Origin of the sequence: Nitrospira sp. KM1 (genome assembly GCF_011405515.1) — a bacterium.
Lineage (GTDB): Bacteria > Nitrospirota > Nitrospiria > Nitrospirales > Nitrospiraceae > Nitrospira_C.
This window is the reverse complement of the sequence record NZ_AP022671.1, coordinates 37,917-59,371: the sequence shown is the minus strand read 5'-3', so window position 1 is coordinate 59,371 and position 21,455 is coordinate 37,917. Positions and strand designations below refer to the sequence as shown.

Annotated in this window: 22 protein-coding genes; 14 read left to right on the top strand and 8 right to left on the bottom strand. The window is 57.6% G+C overall.

The window, feature by feature from the left end; all coding sequences use genetic code 11:
- Positions 1-23 precede the first annotated feature (23 nt).
- Entirely contained in the window at positions 24-671 is a 648-nt protein-coding gene (locus tag W02_RS00270; protein WP_173043661.1) for a hypothetical protein, read from the top strand.
- 115 nt (positions 672-786) lie between these two features.
- Here W02_RS00270 and W02_RS00265 read toward each other — a convergent pair whose 3' ends face one another.
- Genes W02_RS00265 through W02_RS00250 form a run of 4 tightly spaced genes read right to left on the bottom strand, consistent with a single transcriptional unit; the run spans position 787 to position 5,242 of the window.
- Complete coding sequence (locus W02_RS00265) at positions 787-1,794, bottom strand: pyridoxamine 5'-phosphate oxidase family protein (RefSeq protein ID WP_173043659.1); 1,008 nt, start codon at positions 1,792-1,794, stop codon at positions 787-789.
- A gap of 45 nt (positions 1,795-1,839) precedes the next feature.
- Entirely contained in the window at positions 1,840-2,121 is a 282-nt protein-coding gene (locus W02_RS00260; protein ID WP_173043657.1) for a MoaD/ThiS family protein, read from the bottom strand.
- A complete protein-coding gene (locus W02_RS00255) occupies positions 2,115-2,414 on the bottom strand; it encodes a hypothetical protein (protein WP_173043655.1) in 300 nt (99 codons plus the stop codon). The genes W02_RS00260 and W02_RS00255 overlap by 7 nt, the downstream gene beginning before the upstream one ends.
- A complete protein-coding gene (locus W02_RS00250; protein ID WP_173043653.1) occupies positions 2,414-5,242 on the bottom strand; it encodes an FAD-binding and (Fe-S)-binding domain-containing protein in 2,829 nt (942 codons plus the stop codon). Before W02_RS00250 ends, W02_RS00255 begins: the two co-directional genes overlap by 1 nt.
- Before the next feature lie 90 nt (positions 5,243-5,332).
- Here W02_RS00250 and W02_RS00245 point away from each other — a divergent pair, with 90 nt between their 5' ends.
- The 12 genes from W02_RS00245 (at position 5,333) to W02_RS00190 (ending at position 16,714) form a co-directional block, all read left to right on the top strand.
- Entirely contained in the window at positions 5,333-6,211 is an 879-nt protein-coding gene (locus tag W02_RS00245) for a hypothetical protein (protein ID WP_173043651.1), read from the top strand.
- 108 nt (positions 6,212-6,319) lie between these two features.
- Complete coding sequence (gene gspE, locus W02_RS00240; RefSeq protein ID WP_232068606.1) at positions 6,320-8,050, top strand: type II secretion system ATPase GspE; 1,731 nt, start codon at positions 6,320-6,322, stop codon at positions 8,048-8,050.
- A gap of 40 nt (positions 8,051-8,090) precedes the next feature.
- Positions 8,091-9,332, top strand: a complete 1,242-nt coding sequence (gspF, locus tag W02_RS00235) for a type II secretion system inner membrane protein GspF (protein WP_173043649.1) — start codon at positions 8,091-8,093, stop codon at positions 9,330-9,332.
- A gap of 43 nt (positions 9,333-9,375) precedes the next feature.
- Positions 9,376-9,837, top strand: a complete 462-nt coding sequence (gspG, locus tag W02_RS00230) for a type II secretion system major pseudopilin GspG (RefSeq protein WP_173051304.1) — start codon at positions 9,376-9,378, stop codon at positions 9,835-9,837.
- 18 nt (positions 9,838-9,855) lie between these two features.
- Positions 9,856-10,473, top strand: coding sequence for a Tfp pilus assembly protein FimT/FimU (locus tag W02_RS00225; RefSeq protein WP_173043647.1), 618 nt, complete (start codon positions 9,856-9,858; stop codon positions 10,471-10,473).
- Between the two features lie 2 nt (positions 10,474-10,475).
- On the top strand, positions 10,476-10,895 hold the full coding sequence (locus tag W02_RS00220) for a prepilin-type N-terminal cleavage/methylation domain-containing protein (RefSeq protein ID WP_173043645.1): 420 nt from the start codon (positions 10,476-10,478) through the stop codon (positions 10,893-10,895).
- Positions 10,867-11,493, top strand: coding sequence for a type II secretion system protein GspJ (locus W02_RS00215; protein ID WP_173051303.1), 627 nt, complete (start codon positions 10,867-10,869; stop codon positions 11,491-11,493). The genes W02_RS00220 and W02_RS00215 overlap by 29 nt, the downstream gene beginning before the upstream one ends.
- Positions 11,466-12,389: a type II secretion system protein GspN gene (gspN, locus tag W02_RS00210; RefSeq protein ID WP_173043643.1), complete on the top strand. Its 924-nt coding sequence runs from the start codon at positions 11,466-11,468 to the stop codon at positions 12,387-12,389. Before W02_RS00215 ends, gspN begins: the two co-directional genes overlap by 28 nt.
- Positions 12,390-12,455: 66 nt before the next feature.
- Positions 12,456-14,030: a pilus assembly protein PilM gene (gene pilM, locus W02_RS00205; protein ID WP_173043641.1), complete on the top strand. Its 1,575-nt coding sequence runs from the start codon at positions 12,456-12,458 to the stop codon at positions 14,028-14,030.
- Positions 14,027-14,575, top strand: coding sequence for a type II secretion system protein GspM (gene gspM / locus W02_RS00200; protein WP_173043639.1), 549 nt, complete (start codon positions 14,027-14,029; stop codon positions 14,573-14,575). The genes pilM and gspM overlap by 4 nt, the downstream gene beginning before the upstream one ends.
- Positions 14,562-15,506, top strand: coding sequence for a type II secretion system minor pseudopilin GspK (gspK, locus tag W02_RS00195; RefSeq protein ID WP_173043637.1), 945 nt, complete (start codon positions 14,562-14,564; stop codon positions 15,504-15,506). Before gspM ends, gspK begins: the two co-directional genes overlap by 14 nt.
- Before the next feature lie 116 nt (positions 15,507-15,622).
- Complete coding sequence (locus W02_RS00190; RefSeq protein WP_173043635.1) at positions 15,623-16,714, top strand: PstS family phosphate ABC transporter substrate-binding protein; 1,092 nt, start codon at positions 15,623-15,625, stop codon at positions 16,712-16,714.
- A gap of 15 nt (positions 16,715-16,729) precedes the next feature.
- On the opposite strand, the gene W02_RS00185 is transcribed toward W02_RS00190, so the two are convergent.
- From W02_RS00185 to W02_RS00170, 4 genes are all read right to left on the bottom strand, one after another.
- On the bottom strand, positions 16,730-17,644 hold the full coding sequence (locus W02_RS00185) for a hypothetical protein (protein WP_173043633.1): 915 nt from the start codon (positions 17,642-17,644) through the stop codon (positions 16,730-16,732).
- A 10-nt stretch (positions 17,645-17,654) separates the two neighbouring features.
- Positions 17,655-17,894 (bottom strand): hypothetical protein, encoded by a 240-nt coding sequence (locus tag W02_RS00180; RefSeq protein WP_173043631.1) that lies wholly within the window; start codon positions 17,892-17,894, stop codon positions 17,655-17,657.
- A 137-nt stretch (positions 17,895-18,031) separates the two neighbouring features.
- Positions 18,032-18,568, bottom strand: coding sequence for a Slp family lipoprotein (locus W02_RS00175; protein WP_173043629.1), 537 nt, complete (start codon positions 18,566-18,568; stop codon positions 18,032-18,034).
- Between the two features lie 85 nt (positions 18,569-18,653).
- Complete coding sequence (locus W02_RS00170) at positions 18,654-20,213, bottom strand: hypothetical protein (RefSeq protein WP_173043627.1); 1,560 nt, start codon at positions 20,211-20,213, stop codon at positions 18,654-18,656.
- A gap of 324 nt (positions 20,214-20,537) precedes the next feature.
- Between W02_RS00170 and W02_RS00165 the strand changes: the two genes are divergently transcribed.
- Positions 20,538-21,254: a response regulator transcription factor gene (locus W02_RS00165; protein ID WP_232068605.1), complete on the top strand. Its 717-nt coding sequence runs from the start codon at positions 20,538-20,540 to the stop codon at positions 21,252-21,254.
- Positions 21,255-21,455 lie beyond the last annotated feature (201 nt).

Sequence of the window (21,455 nt, the reverse complement as noted above, 5' to 3'; positions counted from 1 at the left end):
GGCATTTCCCTTACCGTGTAGACATGGCTCGTCGCTGTCGTCGTCTTCTGTTGATACTGCTCGTTGTATGTTTTCCTTTGGCGGCCGGCGCCGTCGGCGCCGACGATCCCTATCCCATTCCTCCTCAGGTCTACACGATTCCTTTCGATGAAATTGACGAAGCAACCCTGCAGGCCGAGGTGGCGACCCAAGCCATGACGTTCGTCAACCGACTGCAGCGCAATTGGGGAAACGATCGATCCGCGCTCCAGACGGATGTGAAGGGAGCGGGCCGGGAGGACATACGAGACAAATTGATCTACGTGCGCAACCTTGCCGATCATGGCGTCATCGAGGGCTACGAATTCCGCCACGATTCGTTGATCAGAGGCGAATACGTCGTCCTGCAACGTCCACTGAACGGCTTGAACGAATTCATCGGATACTATCAGGCACTGAAGACGGCGTTGTCTGCCGCATTCGGCTCACCTCTCGACGACCGTGTTGTCTGGGATAACGATCTGTATCAGCCTCTTCCGGACTATTGGGGTGTGGCGGTCATGATCGGCCACCTGCATTATCATGCGCAGTGGGATACTCCGGAAGGTGCGTTGAGACTGGAGTTGAGGGGAGACCGTCACAGCCGGTTATTTTTAGAATATCAGAGCCGCGCCGAACGTTCGCTGACGTAGCGCGTGATCATCTTAGAATCGCCATCCAAGACAGAATCCGGCATCAGATTCGTGTGAAGGTTGACCTCTTGCCCGCGGGCGTGGATCGTCTCTTCGAGTGGCCGCTGGCCATTCATCAATAGAGATTGTTCCGATAGTCGTGCTGCAAACCTTTTTCCATCATGCCGGGCACCGCCAGCGCCGCGCGAACCAATCCCGCCTGGAGACCGCGTGTTTTGCTGAGCTTGATGTGGGCGACAAACATCGCCGCCGGATCGATTCCCTGGGCACGGGGCGCGGCGGGCCACAGACGCGCCCGGGCCATGGCCGCGCTCTTGCGTACGGTCAGCGTTACCTGTTCGATACAGGTGACGAGCGGCGGCGTTTTGCCTGCGACTGCAAATCCATCACGCATGGCCTGATCGGCGCTGATCCGAGCCGTACCGGATAGCAGCACGACGCCTGTCGAGCCTGGAATAAGTGCGGCTGCCGCGACACGGGGCTGGACCAGAATATTGCGGAAGCTGTCGGCCCGGCGATTTCCCGGGCGGTCGGCATACCAAGCTTTGCCTTGGTGCACGCGTATCAATGATCCCGAGGGGTCGCCTTTTGGACTGAGGTCGGCGTGCCCCTCTCTATCGGCCGTGGCCAGCGCAAGGAAACGGCTTGCGGCCAGAAAGGACAGGGCTTCGCCCGGCGCGTCCACATCGGAAACCGCTTGCCAGAAATTCGAGCGTATCATCGCCTTGGCGCAATGCAGATAGCACTCGTCGACGACGATGTCGATTCGACCTTCACCGGCCGAGACGACACGACCGCCGACTCGCAACGTCTCGCCGATGCTCGGCGAGACGAACAGCATCCCCGCTCCGCAGCCTTCTACCGCAAGATTCGGATCGTCGAGCGCAGATGCGGAGACTGTCAAGCGAGAGGCATCGACTGCCCGGGCGAATCCGGCCTCTCCGCCGCCGATCGTCATCGCGATATCTCTGCCGTTGCCGAATGCAGCAAACAACATCGGCGACGAAGCAATCCAATGTCGCGCCCCATCGTCAAGGTGATCGATCACCTTAAGGTTGATCGGACCCGGGGCCCTCCCAATGCAGGCCTCCAGCGCGGCGACGTTCTGAATAGCGTCAGGCATATCAGCTATCCCCTGCATATAATTTTCAGGCTCGAAGGCTCCCCGTTACGTCGGGATATCCCGCACTCCATCGACGGAGGCGTTCGTCGATTGATACGACAGTTTGACCACGTCGCCGTCCTTCACTGGTGAATCCTCGGTGCTGACACGCTTGTTCACCGTCACCAACACTTCCCGCTTCTGCATAAACGGCAACAGCGCGCCAAGCTGCGCCTGGTTAGACTCGACGAGTTTCTTGACCGTGGTGGCGGTCGGCGACTCGACATCGATCTCATGCTCTCCCACCGCATCCCGCAGCGTCAATCCGAATACCAGCACCTTTACCATCGATCCTCCTTTCGAACGCCATGCGCATCCTCATGGAGGATTGACACGTGAGATTCCGCTCCGCGCGCATGACACCTGAAGCAGTCCTGTCGCTTCGGATGTCTGGATGGAACGGGACGGGTCCCTTGCGCCTGGTGGCAGACCAAGCAATCCTTTTCAACCACGATCAAACGATGATCGGAATTATCCGGGATCTTCGGGTTCTGCTGTTTGGGTGTCGGCAGCATGGACACGCCTATGACGACGGCCAGGGCGAACACGACGAAGATCCAATCAATCTTGCGAAGCCGCATCAGTCTCCTCCGGCTTGATGGTCCGCGGCATCATACCGTTCCTGAAGCAATTGCGCGACGTGCTTCACTTCCACGGTATGAGGCAGCCCGGTTCGCAGCTGGACCATACAAGCCGGACAACTGGTTGCCACGACGTCGACGCCGCTGTCTTCTACGGCTCGGCGTTTTCGTTCGACGATGCGTTGCGACGTGTCAAAATCCTTGACGAGATAGGTGCCCGCTCCTCCGGCGCATCGGTCGGCATCCGGCATTTCGACATACCGCACTCCCGGCATGCTTGCCAGGATGGACCGTGGTTCCTTAGTCACGCCGGCTGCCCGTAGATGACAAGACGAATGGTAGCCTACCGTCTGCGGCCTTGAACCGACTTCGGCCATGGCAGGTCTGACCAAAGATTGCGCCACGAATTCGGAAATGTGTTTCACCCGTTTCGCCAACGCCTCCGCCGCTTGATGCTCAGGCTCGCCTGCAAACAACGTCGGGTAATCCTTCAGCATGAGCGTGCAAGAGGCACATCCTGTGACGACGGTGTCGTAGCCAGCTAGAGATGTCAGGTTGACCCTCGCGCCTTCTTTCGCAATTTCCCGGTGGCCATAGGTTTCAATCGGCGTACCGGAACAACGTTGCGGAGGAAGATCCGGTTCCACATGATGCTTTCTGAGAACGGCAATCACGGCATCTCCGACACCGTCGTCAAAATAGTTCGCCGCACATCCGTGAAAGTATGCCACTGGAGAGCCCGCCGTACCGGGCGTTGGCGGAATCAACTCGGGGTAGCGGTCGCGGAGTTGGCGTACCGCGAACTTGGGAATCGCCACGTTGGATGAGAGGGTCGCAGTTGCGGCCAAGCGGCGCAGCAGGGGTCTCGTGACGACTTCGAGAATCCTTCTGGAAAGAGGTCTATTCCAGATCCATTGACATCTCGCTAATAACTTTAAGTAGGCTGCAAATTTATCTGACTGTGCATGAAGTCTAAATATCCAGCCTGCCAACTTATTGGGCTGTTCCGCCCGGCGGTCTAGGATGAGCTGCGATACATCCACTCCAGCCGGACATGCCGTCCTGCAGGATTTGCAGTTGAGACAGGCCTCGACCACCCGTTTGGAATTCAGGTAACTGTAGTTCGTATCCGTGACGATTTCGAACCATCCGCGAGAGCTCATGTCCTCCGAACGGAAAACATCGTAGACGGGACAGACGGCATTGCACTTAGCACAAGTCGCACATGACTTGGACAATCTGGTGTAATCGATATGCTCCGTGAACGGTGTATCGCTGATCTTCACGCCGGGATTGAACACGTAAGAGGGATCGAAGGATTCTTTCACCCTTTTAAAGAGACCGTATAATTCCTCGCCGAACATTTTCCTGACGTATTCGGCTCGTACCCGCCCATCCCCGTGTTCGCCGCAGATCGATCCTCCGAATCGGGTCAGTACCGCATCATGGATTTCGTGATAGCTCTGAACCATCTTCTTGAAATCGCGCTCGTCGTTGACGTCGAGCAACGGCACGATATGGGCATTGCCGTTGCCAATGTGTCCGAAAATCGCCACCGGCACGCGCTGTCCTTTGAACAACTCTTCGAGGTACCGGATGAGATCGCTGATCCGCTCTGCCCCGACCACGACATCGTCGACATAGTTGATGGGTTTCTTGCGCGGATCGAACCGGTAGAGCGTCGGGTACAGTGCTTTGCGCGCCTTCCAAAGCTGATCGCGCTGCTCCTGATCGAAGGCAGTGACGAGGCCGGACGCCAGACGGTACGACCGGCAAACATCGGCCATGCGTTCAGCCCTTTCACGAAGATCGCCACCTCCGCCATTGTCATCGAGTTCCGCCAACAGCGTCGCCGCGGCATCGGCCGGAATCCCATGCTTCGATCGCCCGATTAGATCGAGCGTGTTTGCATCCATGACTTCGAGCGCACTCGGGTTCAATTCGAGGAGCTTGGGTATGGCGTCGCCCACATCTTCGAGCCGCGTGAAATGAATCAGGGCTGTCAGGGTCGCACGCGGCTTGTCCACCAATCGGATCGTCGCCTCACTGAACACTCCCAGCGTCCCTTCACTGCCGACAAATAGTTTGGGCAGATCCAGCCGGCCGTCAGCCAGCCCGTCGGCCAACCCGAACAGGTTGTACCCCGCGCTGTTCTTACTGACGGTCGGGCGTTTCTGTGTCAGGAGACCGGTGTGATTTTCGACAATGGCCTTCACGTCGGAGAGCGCCGGATGGCGCGTCATCAATCGTGCCAGCGATGGGTCACCAAGCTTATACGATCTTGCTTCGAGCCATTCTCCGGAGGGCAGGCAGACCCTGAGGGCGTCGACGTTGTCTTTCACCGCGCCATAGCGTAACGTATGGGGCCCGGCCGAATTGTTGGCGAGCATCCCGCCGAGCTTGCACATCTCCCCGCTTGAAGGGTCAGGTCCGAACAGGAGCCCCCGGCGGGCGAGTCGCTTGTTCAATTCCGCCAGAACCAGGCCAGGTTGGACGCGGGCTTGGCGTGTTTCTTCATTGATGTCGAGAAGGCGATGCATTCGGGAGACATCGAGGATGATGCCCGACCCGACGGCGGATCCGGTAAGATTCGTTCCCGCGGCCCGAGAAGTCAGCGGAATTCCACGGGAGACGGCATACCGGACGACGGTCTCTATATGGGATTCAGTTTCCACCAGGACGATGGCTTGTGGTACCATCCGATAAATGCTGGCGTCCACGGCATAGGCGATCTTGGTGGCCTCGTCATCCTTGACGATATCGGATCCCAGCGCGCGGCGTAAGTCCGATGCGATCGCACGAGAGTGTTCCGGCATAACCAGCGTCATCGGCGCGCATTCTAACAGGATCTTGAAAATCTCCGCCAGACTTGTTCAAGATGGTCACGACGGTCGGATGAGAGGACTCTTGTAACGCCTATGTCCACCCGCAGAGTGCTGATGATACTGTATTTGGCCGGAGCGAGCTTTCTTATCGCCCACACCATCAACGCCGTGATTGCCGAGGCCTTGCTTGTTCCTACCGGATCTCCGGTCTCTTCCGCCCATTTCGACGCCGGTCCGCCAGTCGGAGGATCTGCGACCACCCTCGCCGAACAGGTTCGCACGAGCGGACTCTTTCCTCTCCCGTCCGATCCGACCGCGCGGGTTCAGGAAAACAGCGGTACAGCCGTGGCACCAGGCATCCCGCGCCAGCCGCTGAACCTGGCAGCCAAGGTCAAACTGCTGGGCGTGGTCATGGGCGATCACGGAGGCGTGTCCGCTATCGTCGAAATGGTCTCCAGCAAGCAGCAATTATTTACGCGCTTGCATGAACAGATCCCGGATGTCGGCCAGGTGATCGAAATCCGGCGGGACGGAATCGTCGTCAGACAGGACGGTCAACAGGAACTGCTTGAGTTGAACGGCGTCCTGGGTGACAAACCGCCGATGCCGGCTGCCAGCGTGAAACCGGTTGTTCAAACGGCACCGGGTGCTCCCGTCCGCAAAGCAGTCGACCGGCGCGAAGTGGATCAGGCGCTGAACGATCTTCCCAAGCTCTTGTCGCAGGCACGGGCTGCCCCGCTGATGCTGGACGGCGTCATGCGAGGGTTTCGGCTCGACTACATCGCGCCGGGAAGCTTCTACGAAAAGATCGGCCTCCAACTCGGCGATGTGCTCAAACAGGTGAATGGAGTGGAAATCAAGGATCCCGGCACGATGTTGACGCTCTTCCAGCAGTTGCGCAACGAAGCCTCGGTGAAGCTGGACATTATCCGCAATAATCAACGTACCACCATGGCCTACGAGATTCGATAGCAGGACGGCCTCGTTTCGTTGTCGCACGCCTGCGTGCAAGCCTGTTTAGATGCCTGATCAACGGGCCCGCTCAGCTTCATCGAGAACGGCCGGAATACGGATCGCTTCGTGGAAAAATTGACGCAAACGACCAGACCATTGCTGGGAGCGATTCTCGAGCAGAAGTTCGGACTGTCCGAGGAGAAGCTGCTTGAAGCCTTGAACCTTCAGCAAACCAAAGGGGGGCGGCTGGGTGAAGCGCTGCTCCGAATTCGCGCAATCGAGGAAGACCTTCTGCTACAGGCCCTCGCGATTCAATTTGAGATGCCGTGGCTCCCCCACCTGGAAGTCAGCCAGGTGCAGCATGATTGGATCAAGAAAGTACCCATCCATTTTGCACGTCGGTATCGTGTCCTGCCTCTGAAAGTTGAAGACGGCGCAATTCTGGTGGCGACGACCGATCCGCTGGAGACCACCGCACTGGACGATTTGCGTCTCCTGCTGGGCATGCCGGTCAGGGCCGTGCTGACCAGCGGCATCTCGCTCATGAGTTGTCTCAACCGCGCCTACGACGAGGTGGCCAGTCCGACGGGCGCCGAGCAGGTCATGGAAGACATGGCGGCGAGCGAAAATCTCGACCAGCTCGCCCATGAACTGGATGAACCCAAAGACCTTCTCGACGAAACTGACGAAGCGCCGATCATCCGGCTCGTCAACTCCGTGCTCTTTCAGGCCGTCCGCCAGCGGGCCAGCGACATCCATTTCGAATCCTTCGAGCGCGGACTGGTCGTTCGATACCGCATCGACGGCGTGCTGTATCCCGTGCTGACTCCACCGAAGCACCTGCAATCGAGCATCATCGCCCGCCTCAAGATCATGTCCGGGCTCAACATTGCCGAAAAACGGCTTCCCCAGGACGGCCGGTTCGGAATCAGAACCGCGGGAAAGGACGTGGACCTCCGCGTTTCAGTCCTCCCGACTTCTCACGGCGAACGCGTCGTTCTCCGCTTGCTCGAAAAGGAAAATCGGCTGCTGAACTTGTCCGAAATGGGATTTTCCCCGGACCGGTTGCGCACGATCCAACAACTGATCCAGCTGACGCACGGCATCCTTCTCGTGACAGGCCCGACCGGCAGCGGAAAGACCACGACGTTGTACGCGGCATTGAGCGAGATCAATGCTCCGGACAAGAACATCATCACCGTCGAGGATCCGGTCGAATATCAATTGATGGGCATTGGACAGATGCAGGTCAATCCCAAGATCAACCTGACGTTCGCTGCGGGACTACGCTCGATCCTCCGGCAGGATCCGGATGTCATCATGATCGGTGAGATCCGGGATCGCGAAACCGCGGAGATCGCGATACACGCGTCACTAACCGGCCACCTCGTGTTTTCGACCCTCCATACGAATGACGCCGCCAGCGCAGCCACCCGTTTGATCGACATGGGCATTGAGCCCTTTCTCGTCGCGTCGTCAGTCGTGGCCGTGCTCGCCCAGCGATTGATCAGAAAGATCTGCCCGGACTGCAAGAAGAGCTATGAGCCCGACGACGAAGAACTGATCCGGCTGGGTATCGTCCCCGGCAAAAAACGGCCGACCTTCTATCGCGGGGCCGGCTGCCTCTCCTGCTCGCAGACCGGCTATCGCGGTCGCACGGGCATCCACGAACTCCTGGTCATGGACGACGAGATCCGGCGTCTCATCGGCGCGAAGGCCGACGCGACCGCCATCAAGCAATCCGCCATGGCAAAGGGCATGGTCATGTTGAAGGAAGAAGCGGCGGATAAGATTTTTCACGGCGTGACCACGACCGAAGAAGTGCTGCGAATGACGCAGCAAGAAGTTGAAGTCTAACTCCGCTTGAGCGGCGGCGCTTTGACGACGCGCGCGAATCATGCCGGTCTACCACTATCGGGGCTATAAAAACGACGGGGGCACGGCGACCGGCATCATCGACGCCGAGAGTCCCAAGGTCGCGCGCCTCAAACTCCGCAAAGACGGCGTCTTCCCGACCGAAATGGCGGAACAGGGAGGAGCCGCCGTCGCGGGTGCGGTGTCCGAACGCTCTGTCGCCGTTCCCTCCGCAAGTGGACGCTCATCGGCGCTGTCCACCAGCGACGTCGCGATGATGACCCGTCAGTTGGCCACCCTCCTCGTGGCCGGGCTTCCGCTGGTCGACGCCATCGGCGTCTTGATGGATCAGACCGATAAAAAAGTGGCAAAAGGAATTCTCGCCAACGTGCGTGAAGAGATCCGCGGCGGCAAGGCTTACAGCGCCGTGCTCGAGCAATATCCCAAAGAATTTTCAACCATCTACGTCCATATGGTCAGGGCCGGTGAGGCGAGCGGAGCGTTGGATCAGATTTTGTTTCGTCTTGCGGAATTCCTCGAGAAACAGCTGGCGTTGAAGCACAAGGTCACCAACGCCATTCTCTATCCCGCGCTCATGCTGCTGGTGGGGGTCGTGGTGCTGTTTTTTCTGATGACCTTCGTCGTCCCGAAGATTACCGCCGTCTTCGCCAATCTCAAACAGGCGCTGCCCTGGCCGACCGTCGTCCTGATGACACTCAGCCAGTGGTGTTCCGATTATTGGCCGGTCATGCTGGGCGTGGTCATCGGCGCAGCATGGATCACTCGACGGGCCGTCAGAACCGAGAGCGGACGCCTCATGGCCGACCGCCTGATTCTCAAGTTGCCGCTGATCGGCGACGTGGCGCGCATGGTCTCGATCTCGCGCCTCTCGAGTACGCTGGCTACCATGCTGGCCAGCGGCGTTCAACTCCTCGAAGCGTTGGACGTCTCCAAACGCGTGATGAACAACCGCGTGCTGGAGCGTGCCGTCGAAGAAGCGCGGGAAAATATCCGTGAAGGAGAGACCATCGCCGAGCCGTTGAAGCGCAGCGGAGAGTTTCCCTCGATCGTCACTCACATGATCGCGGTCGGCGAGCGCAGCGGCGAGATGGAGGAAATGCTGCGGCGGATCGGGCAAATCTATGACGGGGAAGTCGATCGGGTCATCACCCGCTTTACGTCGTTGCTCGAGCCGATCATGATCCTGATCATGGGCGTGCTGGTGTTTTTCATCGTTGTCGCCATCCTGTTGCCCATCTTCGAAATGGGCCAGATGGTACGGTAAGCCGACACTATCGAAGGAGGAGCGCGTGCACGACACAACGTACATGGAACGACAATCAGCCGGGCGGCTCCGTTCAGAACGCGGGTTTACATTCATCGAGATCATGGTGGTGGTCGCGATCCTCGCGATTCTCGCCGCCCTGGTCGTCCCGCGCATCATGGGACGGACGGATGACGCCAAACGAACCGCGGCGAAAGTACAGATCCGCAATATCGAGGGCGCTTTGCAGCTCTACAAGCTCGACAACGGGGTATATCCCACCACCGAGCAGGGCTTGAAGGCATTAGTCGAGAAACCGTCGGTCGGGGTCGTCCCGAAAAAATGGAAACTGGGGGGATACATCCAAAAACTTCCGGAGGACCCCTGGGGCAATCCGTACAAGTATTTGAGCCCAAGCCCGACCTTGAAGGGTGACTATGAAATCACCTCCCTGGGGACGGACGGCGAGGCGGGCGGCGAAGGGGTGAATGCGGACATCACGAACTGGAATCTGGATAAGGAATAGTGCAGTTCGTGCCAATGTATGGAATCGCCTACAAAAAATACACTCTTCCGCGACTCTCGTGGCTTCACCTTGCTCGAGATCATCATCGTGCTGTTCTTGCTCGGCGGAATGCTCAGCATCATCATCCCCCGAATCGGAGCCAGCGGAAATTTAGGAGCGGCTGGCCGCAAGTTCATCGCCTTGTTCCGCACGCTCCAGGACCTTTCGATGTCCCAGCAAAAGACCGTCCGCTTGTATTTGGATCTCGATCGCGGGCAGTACTGGCCGATGCTGATAGACGGGAATCAGGAAAAGATTCCACTCGATCCGGAGCCGATGTGGCAGAAGCCGTTCGATTTTCCGGATGCGATCCGTATCGCCGACCTGCAAGTCGGCCAAACCAAGAGCAGTGCAGGGAGGGTGGACGTTTATTTCTATCCCAACGGCCGGATCGACCCCGCTATTCTCCATTTGGTCAATGACGACAACCACGTGCTCGGTTTTCGGGTGGATCCTGTGTCTTCCGATATCAGCCTGACCGACCAGCGGATCGAGCCGCCAAAACCCTGGATCATCCCCGAACGCGTCAAGCCGCTGCTTCAGATCCAGCAGAGTCTGCCGGGCATGAGACAAAACAATCCGTTGGGACAACGTTAAGCATGGACTCACGGGGCTTTACGCTGCTGGAAGTGCTGATCGCATTGGCTATTTTGGCGTTGAGCCTTCCGATTCTCCTGGGCCTGCGGAATTTCGACCTGGAACTGCACACCCGGGCGGCTGACATCGTGGCCGCGACAATGCTCGCCCAGGAGAAGTTGGTGGAAACAGAATTGACTCCCGTCTACCAGCTGGGTGAAACGACAGGAGAGTTTCTGCGTCTCCCCTTGGGCTCACAGCCGACGACCCTCAACGAGAACAACCGGGAACGCACTGAAAAATACCGTTGGAAGAAGCTCGTGCTCGTCACCCCGATCCCCTCGGTCAAGGAGGTGAAGATTCAAGTCACCTGGCTGCGCGGCATCGCGGAAGAGATGGTAGAGGTCAGCACCTATGTGTTTACCCCCCCCCAGAAACTCTGAACAGGGCTTCACCCTTGTCGAAATCATTCTCGCGGTGTCGCTGGTCGGCGTCATCGCCGCGATGGTCTTCAGCGGGCTCTATCTGACCGCGACCACCATCGACCGGGTGAGAACCGCCACGACGGAGGAGCAACTGTTGCGGAGTGCCTTGCAGATCATGGCCGAGGAATTGCGCACCAGCGTCAGCCAAATGACCAGCCCCTGGATGGGCATCAATGCGCAAATCGACGGCCAAGCTGCCGATACCATCGCCTTTCTTGCCGTCGGGCAGTTCAAAGGAATGAATACCGGACAGGAAAGCGAACTGAAGCGGGTGATTTATACAAGAGAGCGCGATCAACTGTTGCGGTTCGTGCGCAAAAACCTGTATGGATTGACCGATGAATCGATCGAGCGGATGGAACTGCTGAATAAGGTCAAGGCGTTCAATGTCCGCTACTACGACGTCAAGGCCGGTGTGTGGGCCGACGAATGGGATGCCCGAGCTCGCGTAGCCGGGCCCACAGCGATTTTGATTGAGTTGACACTTATGGAAGAATCCCTCGGTGCGGAGCCTCGCGTGATCCGCGAATGGGTCACTCCGGGTATTCCATCATGACCGGGAGAATCGTCTGGCCGAGCGCTGTCAGCATAAAGAAAGAACCTTTCCTCTGGGTAGCGGCTGCGCTGTTCTGTTTTCTGCTGTTCCTCTATATCACCTTTCCGTTCGGAGCCCTGCAATCGCGCATTCTGTCGGAGATCTCGAGGAACACGGGCTGGACCATTCGCGCCGCTGATTGGTCTGTCGGATTTCCCTTTGGCATTGAATGGCACGATGTGACTCTGGCCAAACCTCCGGTTCCTGCGTTGCAAATCGACACCCTGCGTCTGATGATCCCGCTGCTTGTTCAGTTCACGGGACAACGCAAACTTGAGGGTATCGTCCAGTTTCCAGGAGGATCCAAATCCGGCGCCGGGAAGATTTCCGCCACGGTGACGGCCTCATCCTGGTCATTCCAAGGCCCTGCCAGCGTTCAGGCGCATGTCCATCAGGTCGATCTGTCCACGCTGGTGAAACCATTCGTCACCAAAGGACTTTTGCAGGCCGACATCGCGCACGAATCGACCGCACGCCCGGGTACCGTCAACTTTGCGGGTAAAGGCACCGTGAACGCCGAAGTGAAGGACCTGTTGCTGGAACATATCCCGATCGGGCAAACGGCCCTTCCGCCCCTGGCATTCAACCACGCGACCCTGACGTTGTCCTGCCGGGATGCCTCGTGCGAGGTGACGGATATGAAAGCGGACGGCCCCGACGGCTCGATCACGGCGAAGGGGCAATTGACGCTCCAGCAACCGCTGGATCACACCACACTTGATCTGACAGTGACGATCCTAGCCGGTGCCGGATGGGCACAGAAATCAGCGGGACTTCCTATCCCCACCCCACCGGCCGGGACACCCCTCATATTCAAACTCATCGGAACAGTCGCAAATCCTCGACTATCTGTGTAATATAAGCGCCGTCTGCGCTAGGAATGGCTTGGATCTTGCTTTTCCCGGGGCCAAGGTTATTTTTTCATGATCGCTGATTGTGTGGGTCTCGATATCGGACAGACGGCATTCAAGGCCGTCCGGTTCCGCCGCCGCCTGACTGGACGCGAATCTGTCGAGTATTTCCATCTTCCCCTTCCATACGGCCGCCCCGAAGCCATGGAACCGGCCAGGCGTGCTGGCCTGCTGAGGAATTTCCTCTGGCAACATCAACTGTATGGAAGTGGCGACATCGTCACTGCTCTTCCCTGCCAGGATCTGTTCATCCGGACGCTCTCATTCCCTTTCCGCGACAATGCAAAACTGGCCCAGGTCGTTCCGTTCGAGGTAGAAAATCTCATTCCCATGCCTCTGGAAGACGTGGCCATGGGCAGCATGGTGTTGCCTGCCAGGGAGATGTCTGAAGGCGCACAGAAGGTCCGGGGCGCCGAAGTGCTGGTCACAGCCGCGCCCAGAGATAAAATGGACGAGCATCTCAAATTTCTTGCGTCGGCCGACCTGAAACCGGCGGTCGTCGGCGTGGATGGGATGGCGCTGTACTCCGTCACACAGTTTCTTCAGCAGGAAGGCGCCCGCGTCCCCGGCGATCTCGCCATCATCGACATCGGCGCAACCAAGACGACCTTGTGTCTGGTCAGAGAGGGCCGTCCCATGTTGCTGCGGACGGTGCTGTGGGGCAGCAATCACCTGACGCACGCATTGGCAGTCCGCTACGCCTGCAATTTCGCCGAAGCCGAGCGGCGTAAACGGACAATGGCCGTGCACGAGGTCGATGCCTGGCTTGAACCACTGCTGAAAGAATTGCGCGTCACGATGCACGCACAGGAAACCAACGGGCGTCAGCGGCTCTCGCATTGCTGGGTATCGGGCGGGGGGTCCAAGTTGAAGGAACTGGGCGGCCATGTGGCCCACGAACTGGGATTGGTTCCGGTCGGTCCGCGACAGGGATTCGGATCGACTTGTCCGCGAGCTTTTTCGATCGCGTTCGGCCTGGCGATTCATCCGAAGATCGTTCGTCCCCGCTGGAAGACCAAGGTCATCGGCTCGGACCTCGCCGTCGATTTGAATGCCGGAGGAGATGCTGCGGCGGCGCAGTCCGATGCCACAAAGCAGGATCGGCGGTTCGCGATCTGGGGCGCTGCGGTGCTGGCGCTGCTGATGGTCGTCGATCTGTCCGTGCGCGTGATGGTGAAGAACACGACGCTCAAAGATGTCAAACAGGCGTTATACACCCAATTTGCGCAAACCTTCGGCGAGGGAGGCAGCCCCGGCGAAGAGGTGGACGTCGCCCGTTACAAGGTGAATCAAATTGAAAAGAGCCTCGCCGTCATCGACGGAAGCCGCTCAAATGTGCTGTCGCATCTATCGAGCCTGGCCAAACAACTGCCCCGCGGAGTGCCTCTGACGGTGCGAGACCTGACGATCGACGGCACCACAGTGCACCTCGAGGCAGAAACGACGTCGTTCGATGCGATAGAGAAAATCAAACAAGCCTTCATGACGGTCGATCAGTTCCAAGACATTTCCATTTCTGACACGCGTGTCGGCGCTCAGGCGAACCAGGTCGTGTTCAGGCTCACCTATACGGCGTCGCACCCATGATGGCGGCATTCAAAGAACGCTGGCGTCATATGGCGCCACGGGAACGGATCATCGTCTCGGTGGGCGGTGTCGTGGTCCTCCTGACCCTGGCGTTTTTCGTCGTGGTCGATCCCCTGCTCGAGAACATCGACAAACTGGAGCGTCAAGTGGTCCGTAAAAACAAGGAACGGGGGGAATTGGCGGTGCTCGCGGAAGAATTCAACACCAAACGCGCGCGTCTCGCGCAACGCGAAGAGCGATTGCCGCATGCGAACGCCTCATTCTCGCTCCTGGCCTTCATGGAAGAAGCTGCGACGTCCGCTCAGATTCGCGAGAAGATCGTCGGCATGCAGCCGCAACCACCCACTACGATCCAAGGCTATCAGGAGACATCCGTCGATCTTCGCCTTGATGGCGTGCAACTCCCGCAACTCTTGTCGCTGCTCGTCCTGTTGGAACAGTCTCCATACGAGATCCAGGTCCGTCACCTCCAAATCAAACCGAAATACGACAGTCCGGTGAATCTTGATGCGTCCCTCAGGATCGTCACCTATGCCAAGGTCTGACGAGCGCGGTGTCGCTCTGCTTCTGGCCTTGGTCGTCCTCGCACTGCTCGTCGCCCTCGTCCTCGAATTTGACACAGAGGCCCGGCGGGAATACCGCGATGCCGCGGCGTTCCGCGATAATTTCAAGGTGGACACGTTGACACGAGCCGCGGTCCAGGCAGCCCGCGCCGTGCTGATGCAGGATCTGATCAAAGACCGGCAAGCCGGACAATACTTCGATTCCACCACCGATCTGTGGGCGTTTCCAATCACGAAGTATGCGATCGGCGACGGGTTCTTGACTGCGCAAATCGAAGACGAACGATCCAAGTTCAATCTGAACGATCTGGCCACGACCGATCCTGCCACCAAGAAAGCCAAAATCCTCAGAGCGAAGCGTCTGTTTGAACTGCTGCTGGTCAGCCCGGACCTCGTCGATGCGATCGTCGATTGGGTGGACTTGGACGAAATCCCCGAACCGACAGGTGCGGAGTCCTTGTATTACCAAACGCTTCATCCACCGTACCGCGCGGCCAATGCCCCCCTCCAGAGCGTGCACGATCTTCGGTTGATCAAGGGCATGACCTCCGCCAGTTTCGACAGGCTCGCCCCATACGTGACCGTGTTCCCCGAGGAAGGCGACAGCAAGATCAACCTCAACACGGCCTCACCCGTCGTCATACAATCACTCGACCCCCGCATCAGTCAGTCAGTCGCCGGTGAAATTATCGTGGGACGGCCATTTAAGACACTCCAAATGCTCGACCAGGTCAGCAGCTTCGAGGCGGTGGGCAAGGAACTTCGGTTGCAGAATCTTTACGATGTGAAAAGCGATATTTTTTCGGCGCGCATGACCCTGACGGTCAACGACGTCACCAAACGTGCCGTCGTCACACTTCGGCGGGATACCAATACCGGCAATAGCACCATCCTCTATTATCGAATCCTGTAACATCGCCTCTGCAACAAATTAACATCCCTGTAACATTCAAGTTACCTGTCTGCAATCTGTTTCCGATAACGTATATCGAATGTCATGTCGATCCGTTAACGGGAGGAGTTCTAGCCATGCTGGCATCGTCCATCAACCAGTTCCGTCTCGGCCTGTTTCTGATCGTCGCAAGCATGGCCATCTGCTTGACTGCGACTGCTCAGGCTGAACAGGGGGGCCCATTTGCCGCCGTCAGCCCTGAGGCCAATCTCGCCAGATATAATCCCAAGGTTCATGCAACAGGAACCTTTAAGATCCGGGGATCGGACACGATGTATCCCGTCCTGTCCCGTCTCGTGACGGAGTTTCAGCGTCGCCAGCCCAATGTCACCATCGAGGTAAAGCCATTCGGGTCCAATCCTGCAATCGAGGAATTTTTACAACCACCTTTGCATAAGACCGGAAAGGTCATGCTCTCCGAGGAAGTACCAAAACAGTTTACCTTGACGGCGACGTCGAGAGAGCTGTTTGATACGGAGATCAAAGAATTCGTATCTCAGCATGGCTATGAACCAATAGCCGTACCGGTGGCCGTCGATGCTGTCGCCGTCTATGTACACAAAGATAATCCGATTGCTGGCCTCACGTTGGAACAAGTGGATGCCATGTTTTCAACGACCCGCCTGCGAGGACATAAGACAGCGATCACTCAGTGGGGTCAACTCGAACTTCCAGACACATGGAACAACGCTCCTATCCAGCTCTATGGGCGAGATCGGAAATCCGGTACCAGATCATTCTTTAAAGACCACGGGCTGGGGGGAGGCGAATTTGTTCCATCCTTGCACGAAAATCCTGGAGCGGCTTCCGTCATTCTGAGCCTCAGTCGAGACCAACTGGGAGTGGGATACAGTGGGTTGGGTCTGCAGGGTTCGATGGTTCGCGCTGTGCCTCTGGCGGAAACGGCAGGAATGCCTTTCGTGCCGCCCTCATCTGCCACTGTTGCGGATCAGACCTATCCTCTTCGTCGAGTCCTCTACCTGTACGTCAACAAATCTCCCAAGGCCCCTTTGCCCCCCGCCGCACAAGAATTCTTGGCGTATATCATGAGCCATGAAGGCCAGGAAGCAGTGATCAAGGCAGGGTTTTTCCCGTTGCCGCTCAATCAAGTGCAGAAAAATGCCGTTGCCTTGGGCGGGTCACCCGAAGCAGCTCCTCTGATGCGATAGCAGGACAAGAACCGGCTAAGGAGATGGAGTTTTCCGCGGACTCTGCTTAGCCGGTTTTTTCTGCTCAACTTCAAGGCGGAGTCGATTCATTTCCTCCGTCAAATCTTTCATCTGTTTGGATTGTTCATCCAAGCGCTCGCGCAATTCAAGGTTGCTATTGGTCAACTCACGAACCTGGTTCTGCAAATCCTGTTTGGTAGGACCCGCCGTCGTCGCGGGAGGAATAGCCTGAGAACCCGCGACCGCTGGAACCGGAATTGGAGGCTTGGGGGAACGAAGAGCAAGCGTCTCATTCACATTTAACGAGATATGCACGGTCTCAAAGGGAGCCCATTGGGGCTCTTCGGCATCAGGCACAACCGCTTCTTTGGCTGGTTTTGCAACCCACAGTTTCATACCTTTCGTATCCCGGATGTCCTTTGGCTCGCCACCACCCGGATCAGCTTGGACGACAGACGAATGATCAGTGACGACCACGTGCAGATATCGTCCGCGGAGAAACAGCGCTCCGACTGTGCGATCTTCACTGTAAGTCACCCCGGGTTTCGGGAATGAAAAGAAGACACGGTCGGTCGGCCCAGCCTGCTTAAACGAGTCCGAAATGTACTGAGCATACTTCGTGAGTTGCTCCTGGGTGAACAGGCGCACTGGAGGTGGAGATCCGAAGATTCCGGCAAGAGTTCCGCTCCATCCGCTCACCTCAACGACTTGCAAGATCGAACGGACATCCGATTCAGTCAATGTCGCCGGGTGTGCGTTGTGTGTTTCCGATTTGGCATGAGAGACGGACGGATCCGCTTCGACTCCGATCTGGATGCTGTCGTGATCGTAGACGAGCCGTTGATTGGTAAAGCCGGCGCAAGCCGATAGCATGCAGAGGACACCGCACAACGCACCGTGGCAGACAGACCATTGCATATTCACTCTCACGACAGCTCCTTCATCGTCCGCACGTAAACTGAATACCCCACACGCGATCGCTTCCCATCTGTCCTCGCCAGTTACGATCTGCGGCCTCGCTGACTTTCGGAATTTCACCTTCTTTGAGAATGCGCGAGCCGCCCGGGCATTTGGCTTCTATCAAGCGAAGCGCATCGCGGCGGCCGGCCGATGACAGGATATCCCCTTCCGACAGGATGGGGAAGGTGACAACTCCGCCGGTATCTGTCTCACGGGTCATGGACGCCTCGTGCCCACAGGCGTTCAGCAGTATCACGAGGAGCCCGATGCAGACGGGGCGCCCCACGCTGCGCCAAGCCGACCGCAACCCCTCCCAGCGGAGCTTGGCGCACGAGAGCAATCCAGGGCTTGAGCCCGTTACTGGTGAGCGGCGCAGAACGTGTCTTCCTCCAACGTCTCGTAGCCCGCTCCATACGAGGGAAAATCCGAAATTTCCCGCCCCCCCGTATTCCAGATATGCAGGCACTTCGCCGCCACGGTCGGAAAGCTGCGCGGGGTGTCATCCACCGACACGATTTGGGCGCGTTGCGTCGTCCCCACGAGCAGCACGCGGTTGCCGGGCTGAAGAAAGGGCCGCTCGATCGTCCCGTTGAACGTGACGGCAAATTCGCCGCTGCGTTTGCCGGTATCCTTGGGCCCGAAGGCGGGGTGCTCGACGATGGGCAATTGCATCAGCACCAGCGTGACGGTGCCGTCCCTCCGATCGGCCTGGAGGATCCGCCCCCCCAACTGCACTTTCTTGTCCACGGTTTGATTAGGCAAGGCGCGCCAGCGGGAAAAATCAAAATTCGGATCGACGCCGGCCAGCACGTCCGGAGCAAACACGGTCGTCGGCGAACACGCGGTCACTCCCAGGCAGCCAATCAGCGCCACCACCGCCACGATGCGCTTCATAAGTGTCCTCCTTACTCCCGAATCGGTTTCCAATGCAATGAGAAATTTCCGAACGGTTCGTTATAGATGCAGGCGTCCTCCCTGCTTACATGAACCGGACTTGAAACTGGACGAAGAAGGCGTTGTTGGCGAAGGGATCGGTGCTCGCATCATAGGCGGGCGTACCGGGGCCGGTGCCGAGCCCCTGGTGATGCCGGAATTCATAATTGAATTGGAGCTTCGACTGAACCTTGGGGGGAAAGTTCTCGAAGTAATAGGTCAGCCCCACAATGGTCCGCGTATACAGATCGTTCGACATGCTCGTATTGGGATCAAATTGCTCCCACATGACCGTGGGCTCGAAGTTCTGCAGCGGGCCTTGGCTGATCAGGTACTTCCCGAGCACATAGTAGGTGCGCCGCTGCATGCCCGGCGCCCCGGACCCGCCACAGACCGTGGTCACTTGACACGCGCCGTTGGCCGCAGTCCCCACCGTGGTCGCGTTCGCCCCATCGTGCCCCTGCCACCATTCGCCCTGCACCATGAACCCTGGAAGGATCTTTGACGTGTAGCGGAAGTCCACCCCGTACCGGTCGAAGGCCCCTTTGCCACGACCGTTGATGAGCGTGCCGGCGTTGTTGGAGGTCCCCTGAATCGTCGTAAAACTCACGAACGAGACATCGCTGCCGAACAGGCGGACCCGCGTGTAAAAGGCCTTGGGTTGGTTGGCTCCGCCCAAGCCGGAGGTGGTGCTGACCAGACTGTTCGCCTGATAATTGTTGTTATTCATGATCCCGGCGACATACTCCAGGCGATTGGCGATCTTTCCTCGAACGTCCACGAAATAATCGCGTTCCTGGATAAATTCGATCGCTCCCCCTGTCCCTCGGGCATTCTGGCCCGGGCCTCCGCCGCCCCCCACCGAGGTCAGGTACGGCGAACTGATGACGTCCCGCAACCCGCCCGATTGCTCGGTAAAGATCCCGAAGGGCATCCGGAAGATCCCGAGCCGAAAGACGTTGAGATTGGGCGCCCACGATTGAATCGGCCGGATGTCGATATAGGTTTCTCGGAAGAAGGTCGCCGACGTCGGGGCCGAGGCGCCCACGGTCGGGGTGTTATTGGTAAAGTTGATACTTTGAAACTCCATCAAAATGTGCCATCTCGGTATCGTTTCACTGATCTTGCCCCAGAACAACAATTCCGAGCGGCGGATGGAAAAGCTGTCCTGACTGCGTCCTTCCGGCACCTTGGCGTCGATATGCCCGTACAGAAATTGCAGGGCATTGAGTCCGAAATTCACCTTGTCCCGCAGAATCGGCAAAACCTCCGTCTTGCCTTTCCATTCCTCCAACGTATCGATCCGCCGGGATTGATCGGCGCCTCGGTATTCTTGCTCCGCGCGGATCTGAATCCATTCGTCCATCGTGATGGCGCCTTTTTGCAGCAACACATCTTCGACGCTGGCTCCGCCTGGTGGCAGCTCTGTGGCTGGGGGTGGTCCCTGAGAAGGAGTAGGTTGATCCGCCACCCTTTGGGCGATGACCGGATGATCGGACGTCTTCTTGTCTACATCGGTTGAACCGGCCAACGATGATGAGACGCCAACACTTAGCACGACACATGACATCGTCAGGGTCGAACACGTGCATTGAAACCAGCTCATAGAAATTCTCCTCTTTCGGAGTGAGCCGCCTGTGATGGAGCCCTGCGCATTCCGCTTCAAATCTTGCGTGATGGCGCGCTCTGCTTGCCGCCCTGCCTTTATCACAGTCCTGTTAGTCGCACCACATTGCTCGCGTCGCGCCCGATTGAGTTAACAATTTGTTAACAACACGATCTGACAAACACCTGCTCCTACGGAGTGTATTGGCACATAGCTCCGGGGGCATTTGTTACTCCGTATTTGCTTGGAATTCATATGTTTGTAACCTGGAGTGTTCACAGTATAAGGTGATGGAACTATTTTCACTTCATCTGGGAGATGCCAATGCTCATCACCAGTAGTAAGAAAATACTGATTGTCGAAGACGATACGAACATTCGTGATCTCATCCAAATGTATCTTGAGAAAGAAGGCTTTCGCACGTTGACGGCGGGAGAAGGCGCAGAGGCTATTGAGCAGGCCAGATCCGGTCATCCTGACATGGTCATTCTCGACCTGATGCTTCCTGGAATCGATGGGATTGAAGTGTGCAAACGACTTCAGCTAATTCCTCAAACCTCAAGAATTCCCATCATCATGTTGACGGCGAAAAGTGAAGAGTTGGACGTCGTGCTGGGGCTGGAACTGGGAGCCGATGATTATGTAACCAAGCCGTTTAGTCCGAGGGCGCTCGTGGCCCGCATTAAATCAGTGTTGCACAGACTCGAGAGAGCAACCGCTCAAGAGGCTAAACCCTTGCAGTATGGTTCTCTCAGTCTCTATACCTCCAGGCATGAAGTCACCGTGGATGGGAGAGAAGTCACTTTGACGAGCAAGGAGTTCGGCCTCCTCGAACACCTCTTGAAGAACCCGGGGCGGTTAATGACACGGGATATACTGATGAACAACGTGTGGGGCTACGACTACCATGGCACTAGCCGAACGGTGGATGTGCACGTCGCTCGGCTCAAACAGAAACTTCCCATGTTGTGCGAAGCGATCGTAGCCGTGAAGTCACTTGGTTATAAGTTCAGAGACACTGAGTCTGCATATGCAACCTAGCCATGAATCGTGATTACATCCAAAACTCATCCCGAGCAGCGCGTTCCAGCAGGTAAAGTGTTCCTTTTCGCTCCTACCCTGCATGCCTGGGACGTTCACTCCATCGGCTCGGCCGCATCACGGCGCTTAATGCAAGGATCGCAAGGATGCACACGAAGAGTGTGAGCGAAACCGTAAGCAAGAACGCTCCTCGCAATTCGG

What these genes read in the sequence shown, in the direction of transcription:
- W02_RS00245 (WP_173043651.1), top strand. Translation starts at nt 5,333, where the DNA reads ATGTCCACCCGCAGAGTGCTGATGATACTGTATTTGGCCGGAGCGAGC.
- W02_RS00270 (WP_173043661.1), top strand. Translation starts at nt 24, where the DNA reads ATGGCTCGTCGCTGTCGTCGTCTTCTGTTGATACTGCTCGTTGTATGT.
- W02_RS00165 (WP_232068605.1), top strand. Translation starts at nt 20,538, where the DNA reads ATGCTCATCACCAGTAGTAAGAAAATACTGATTGTCGAAGACGATACG.
- W02_RS00250 (WP_173043653.1), bottom strand. Translation starts at nt 5,242, where the DNA reads ATGACGCTGGTTATGCCGGAACACTCTCGTGCGATCGCATCGGACTTA.
- W02_RS00260 (WP_173043657.1), bottom strand. Translation starts at nt 2,121, where the DNA reads ATGGTAAAGGTGCTGGTATTCGGATTGACGCTGCGGGATGCGGTGGGA.
- W02_RS00215 (WP_173051303.1), top strand. Translation starts at nt 10,867, where the DNA reads ATGTGTTTACCCCCCCCCAGAAACTCTGAACAGGGCTTCACCCTTGTC.
- W02_RS00225 (WP_173043647.1), top strand. Translation starts at nt 9,856, where the DNA reads ATGGAATCGCCTACAAAAAATACACTCTTCCGCGACTCTCGTGGCTTC.
- pilM (WP_173043641.1), top strand. Translation starts at nt 12,456, where the DNA reads ATGATCGCTGATTGTGTGGGTCTCGATATCGGACAGACGGCATTCAAG.
- W02_RS00180 (WP_173043631.1), bottom strand. Translation starts at nt 17,894, where the DNA reads ATGACCCGTGAGACAGATACCGGCGGAGTTGTCACCTTCCCCATCCTG.
- W02_RS00255 (WP_173043655.1), bottom strand. Translation starts at nt 2,414, where the DNA reads ATGCGGCTTCGCAAGATTGATTGGATCTTCGTCGTGTTCGCCCTGGCC.
- W02_RS00170 (WP_173043627.1), bottom strand. Translation starts at nt 20,213, where the DNA reads ATGAGCTGGTTTCAATGCACGTGTTCGACCCTGACGATGTCATGTGTC.
- gspK (WP_173043637.1), top strand. Translation starts at nt 14,562, where the DNA reads ATGCCAAGGTCTGACGAGCGCGGTGTCGCTCTGCTTCTGGCCTTGGTC.
- W02_RS00220 (WP_173043645.1), top strand. Translation starts at nt 10,476, where the DNA reads ATGGACTCACGGGGCTTTACGCTGCTGGAAGTGCTGATCGCATTGGCT.
- W02_RS00265 (WP_173043659.1), bottom strand. Translation starts at nt 1,794, where the DNA reads ATGCCTGACGCTATTCAGAACGTCGCCGCGCTGGAGGCCTGCATTGGG.
- W02_RS00190 (WP_173043635.1), top strand. Translation starts at nt 15,623, where the DNA reads ATGCTGGCATCGTCCATCAACCAGTTCCGTCTCGGCCTGTTTCTGATC.
- gspN (WP_173043643.1), top strand. Translation starts at nt 11,466, where the DNA reads ATGGGTCACTCCGGGTATTCCATCATGACCGGGAGAATCGTCTGGCCG.
- gspM (WP_173043639.1), top strand. Translation starts at nt 14,027, where the DNA reads ATGATGGCGGCATTCAAAGAACGCTGGCGTCATATGGCGCCACGGGAA.
- gspF (WP_173043649.1), top strand. Translation starts at nt 8,091, where the DNA reads ATGCCGGTCTACCACTATCGGGGCTATAAAAACGACGGGGGCACGGCG.
- gspG (WP_173051304.1), top strand. Translation starts at nt 9,376, where the DNA reads ATGGAACGACAATCAGCCGGGCGGCTCCGTTCAGAACGCGGGTTTACA.
- W02_RS00175 (WP_173043629.1), bottom strand. Translation starts at nt 18,568, where the DNA reads ATGAAGCGCATCGTGGCGGTGGTGGCGCTGATTGGCTGCCTGGGAGTG.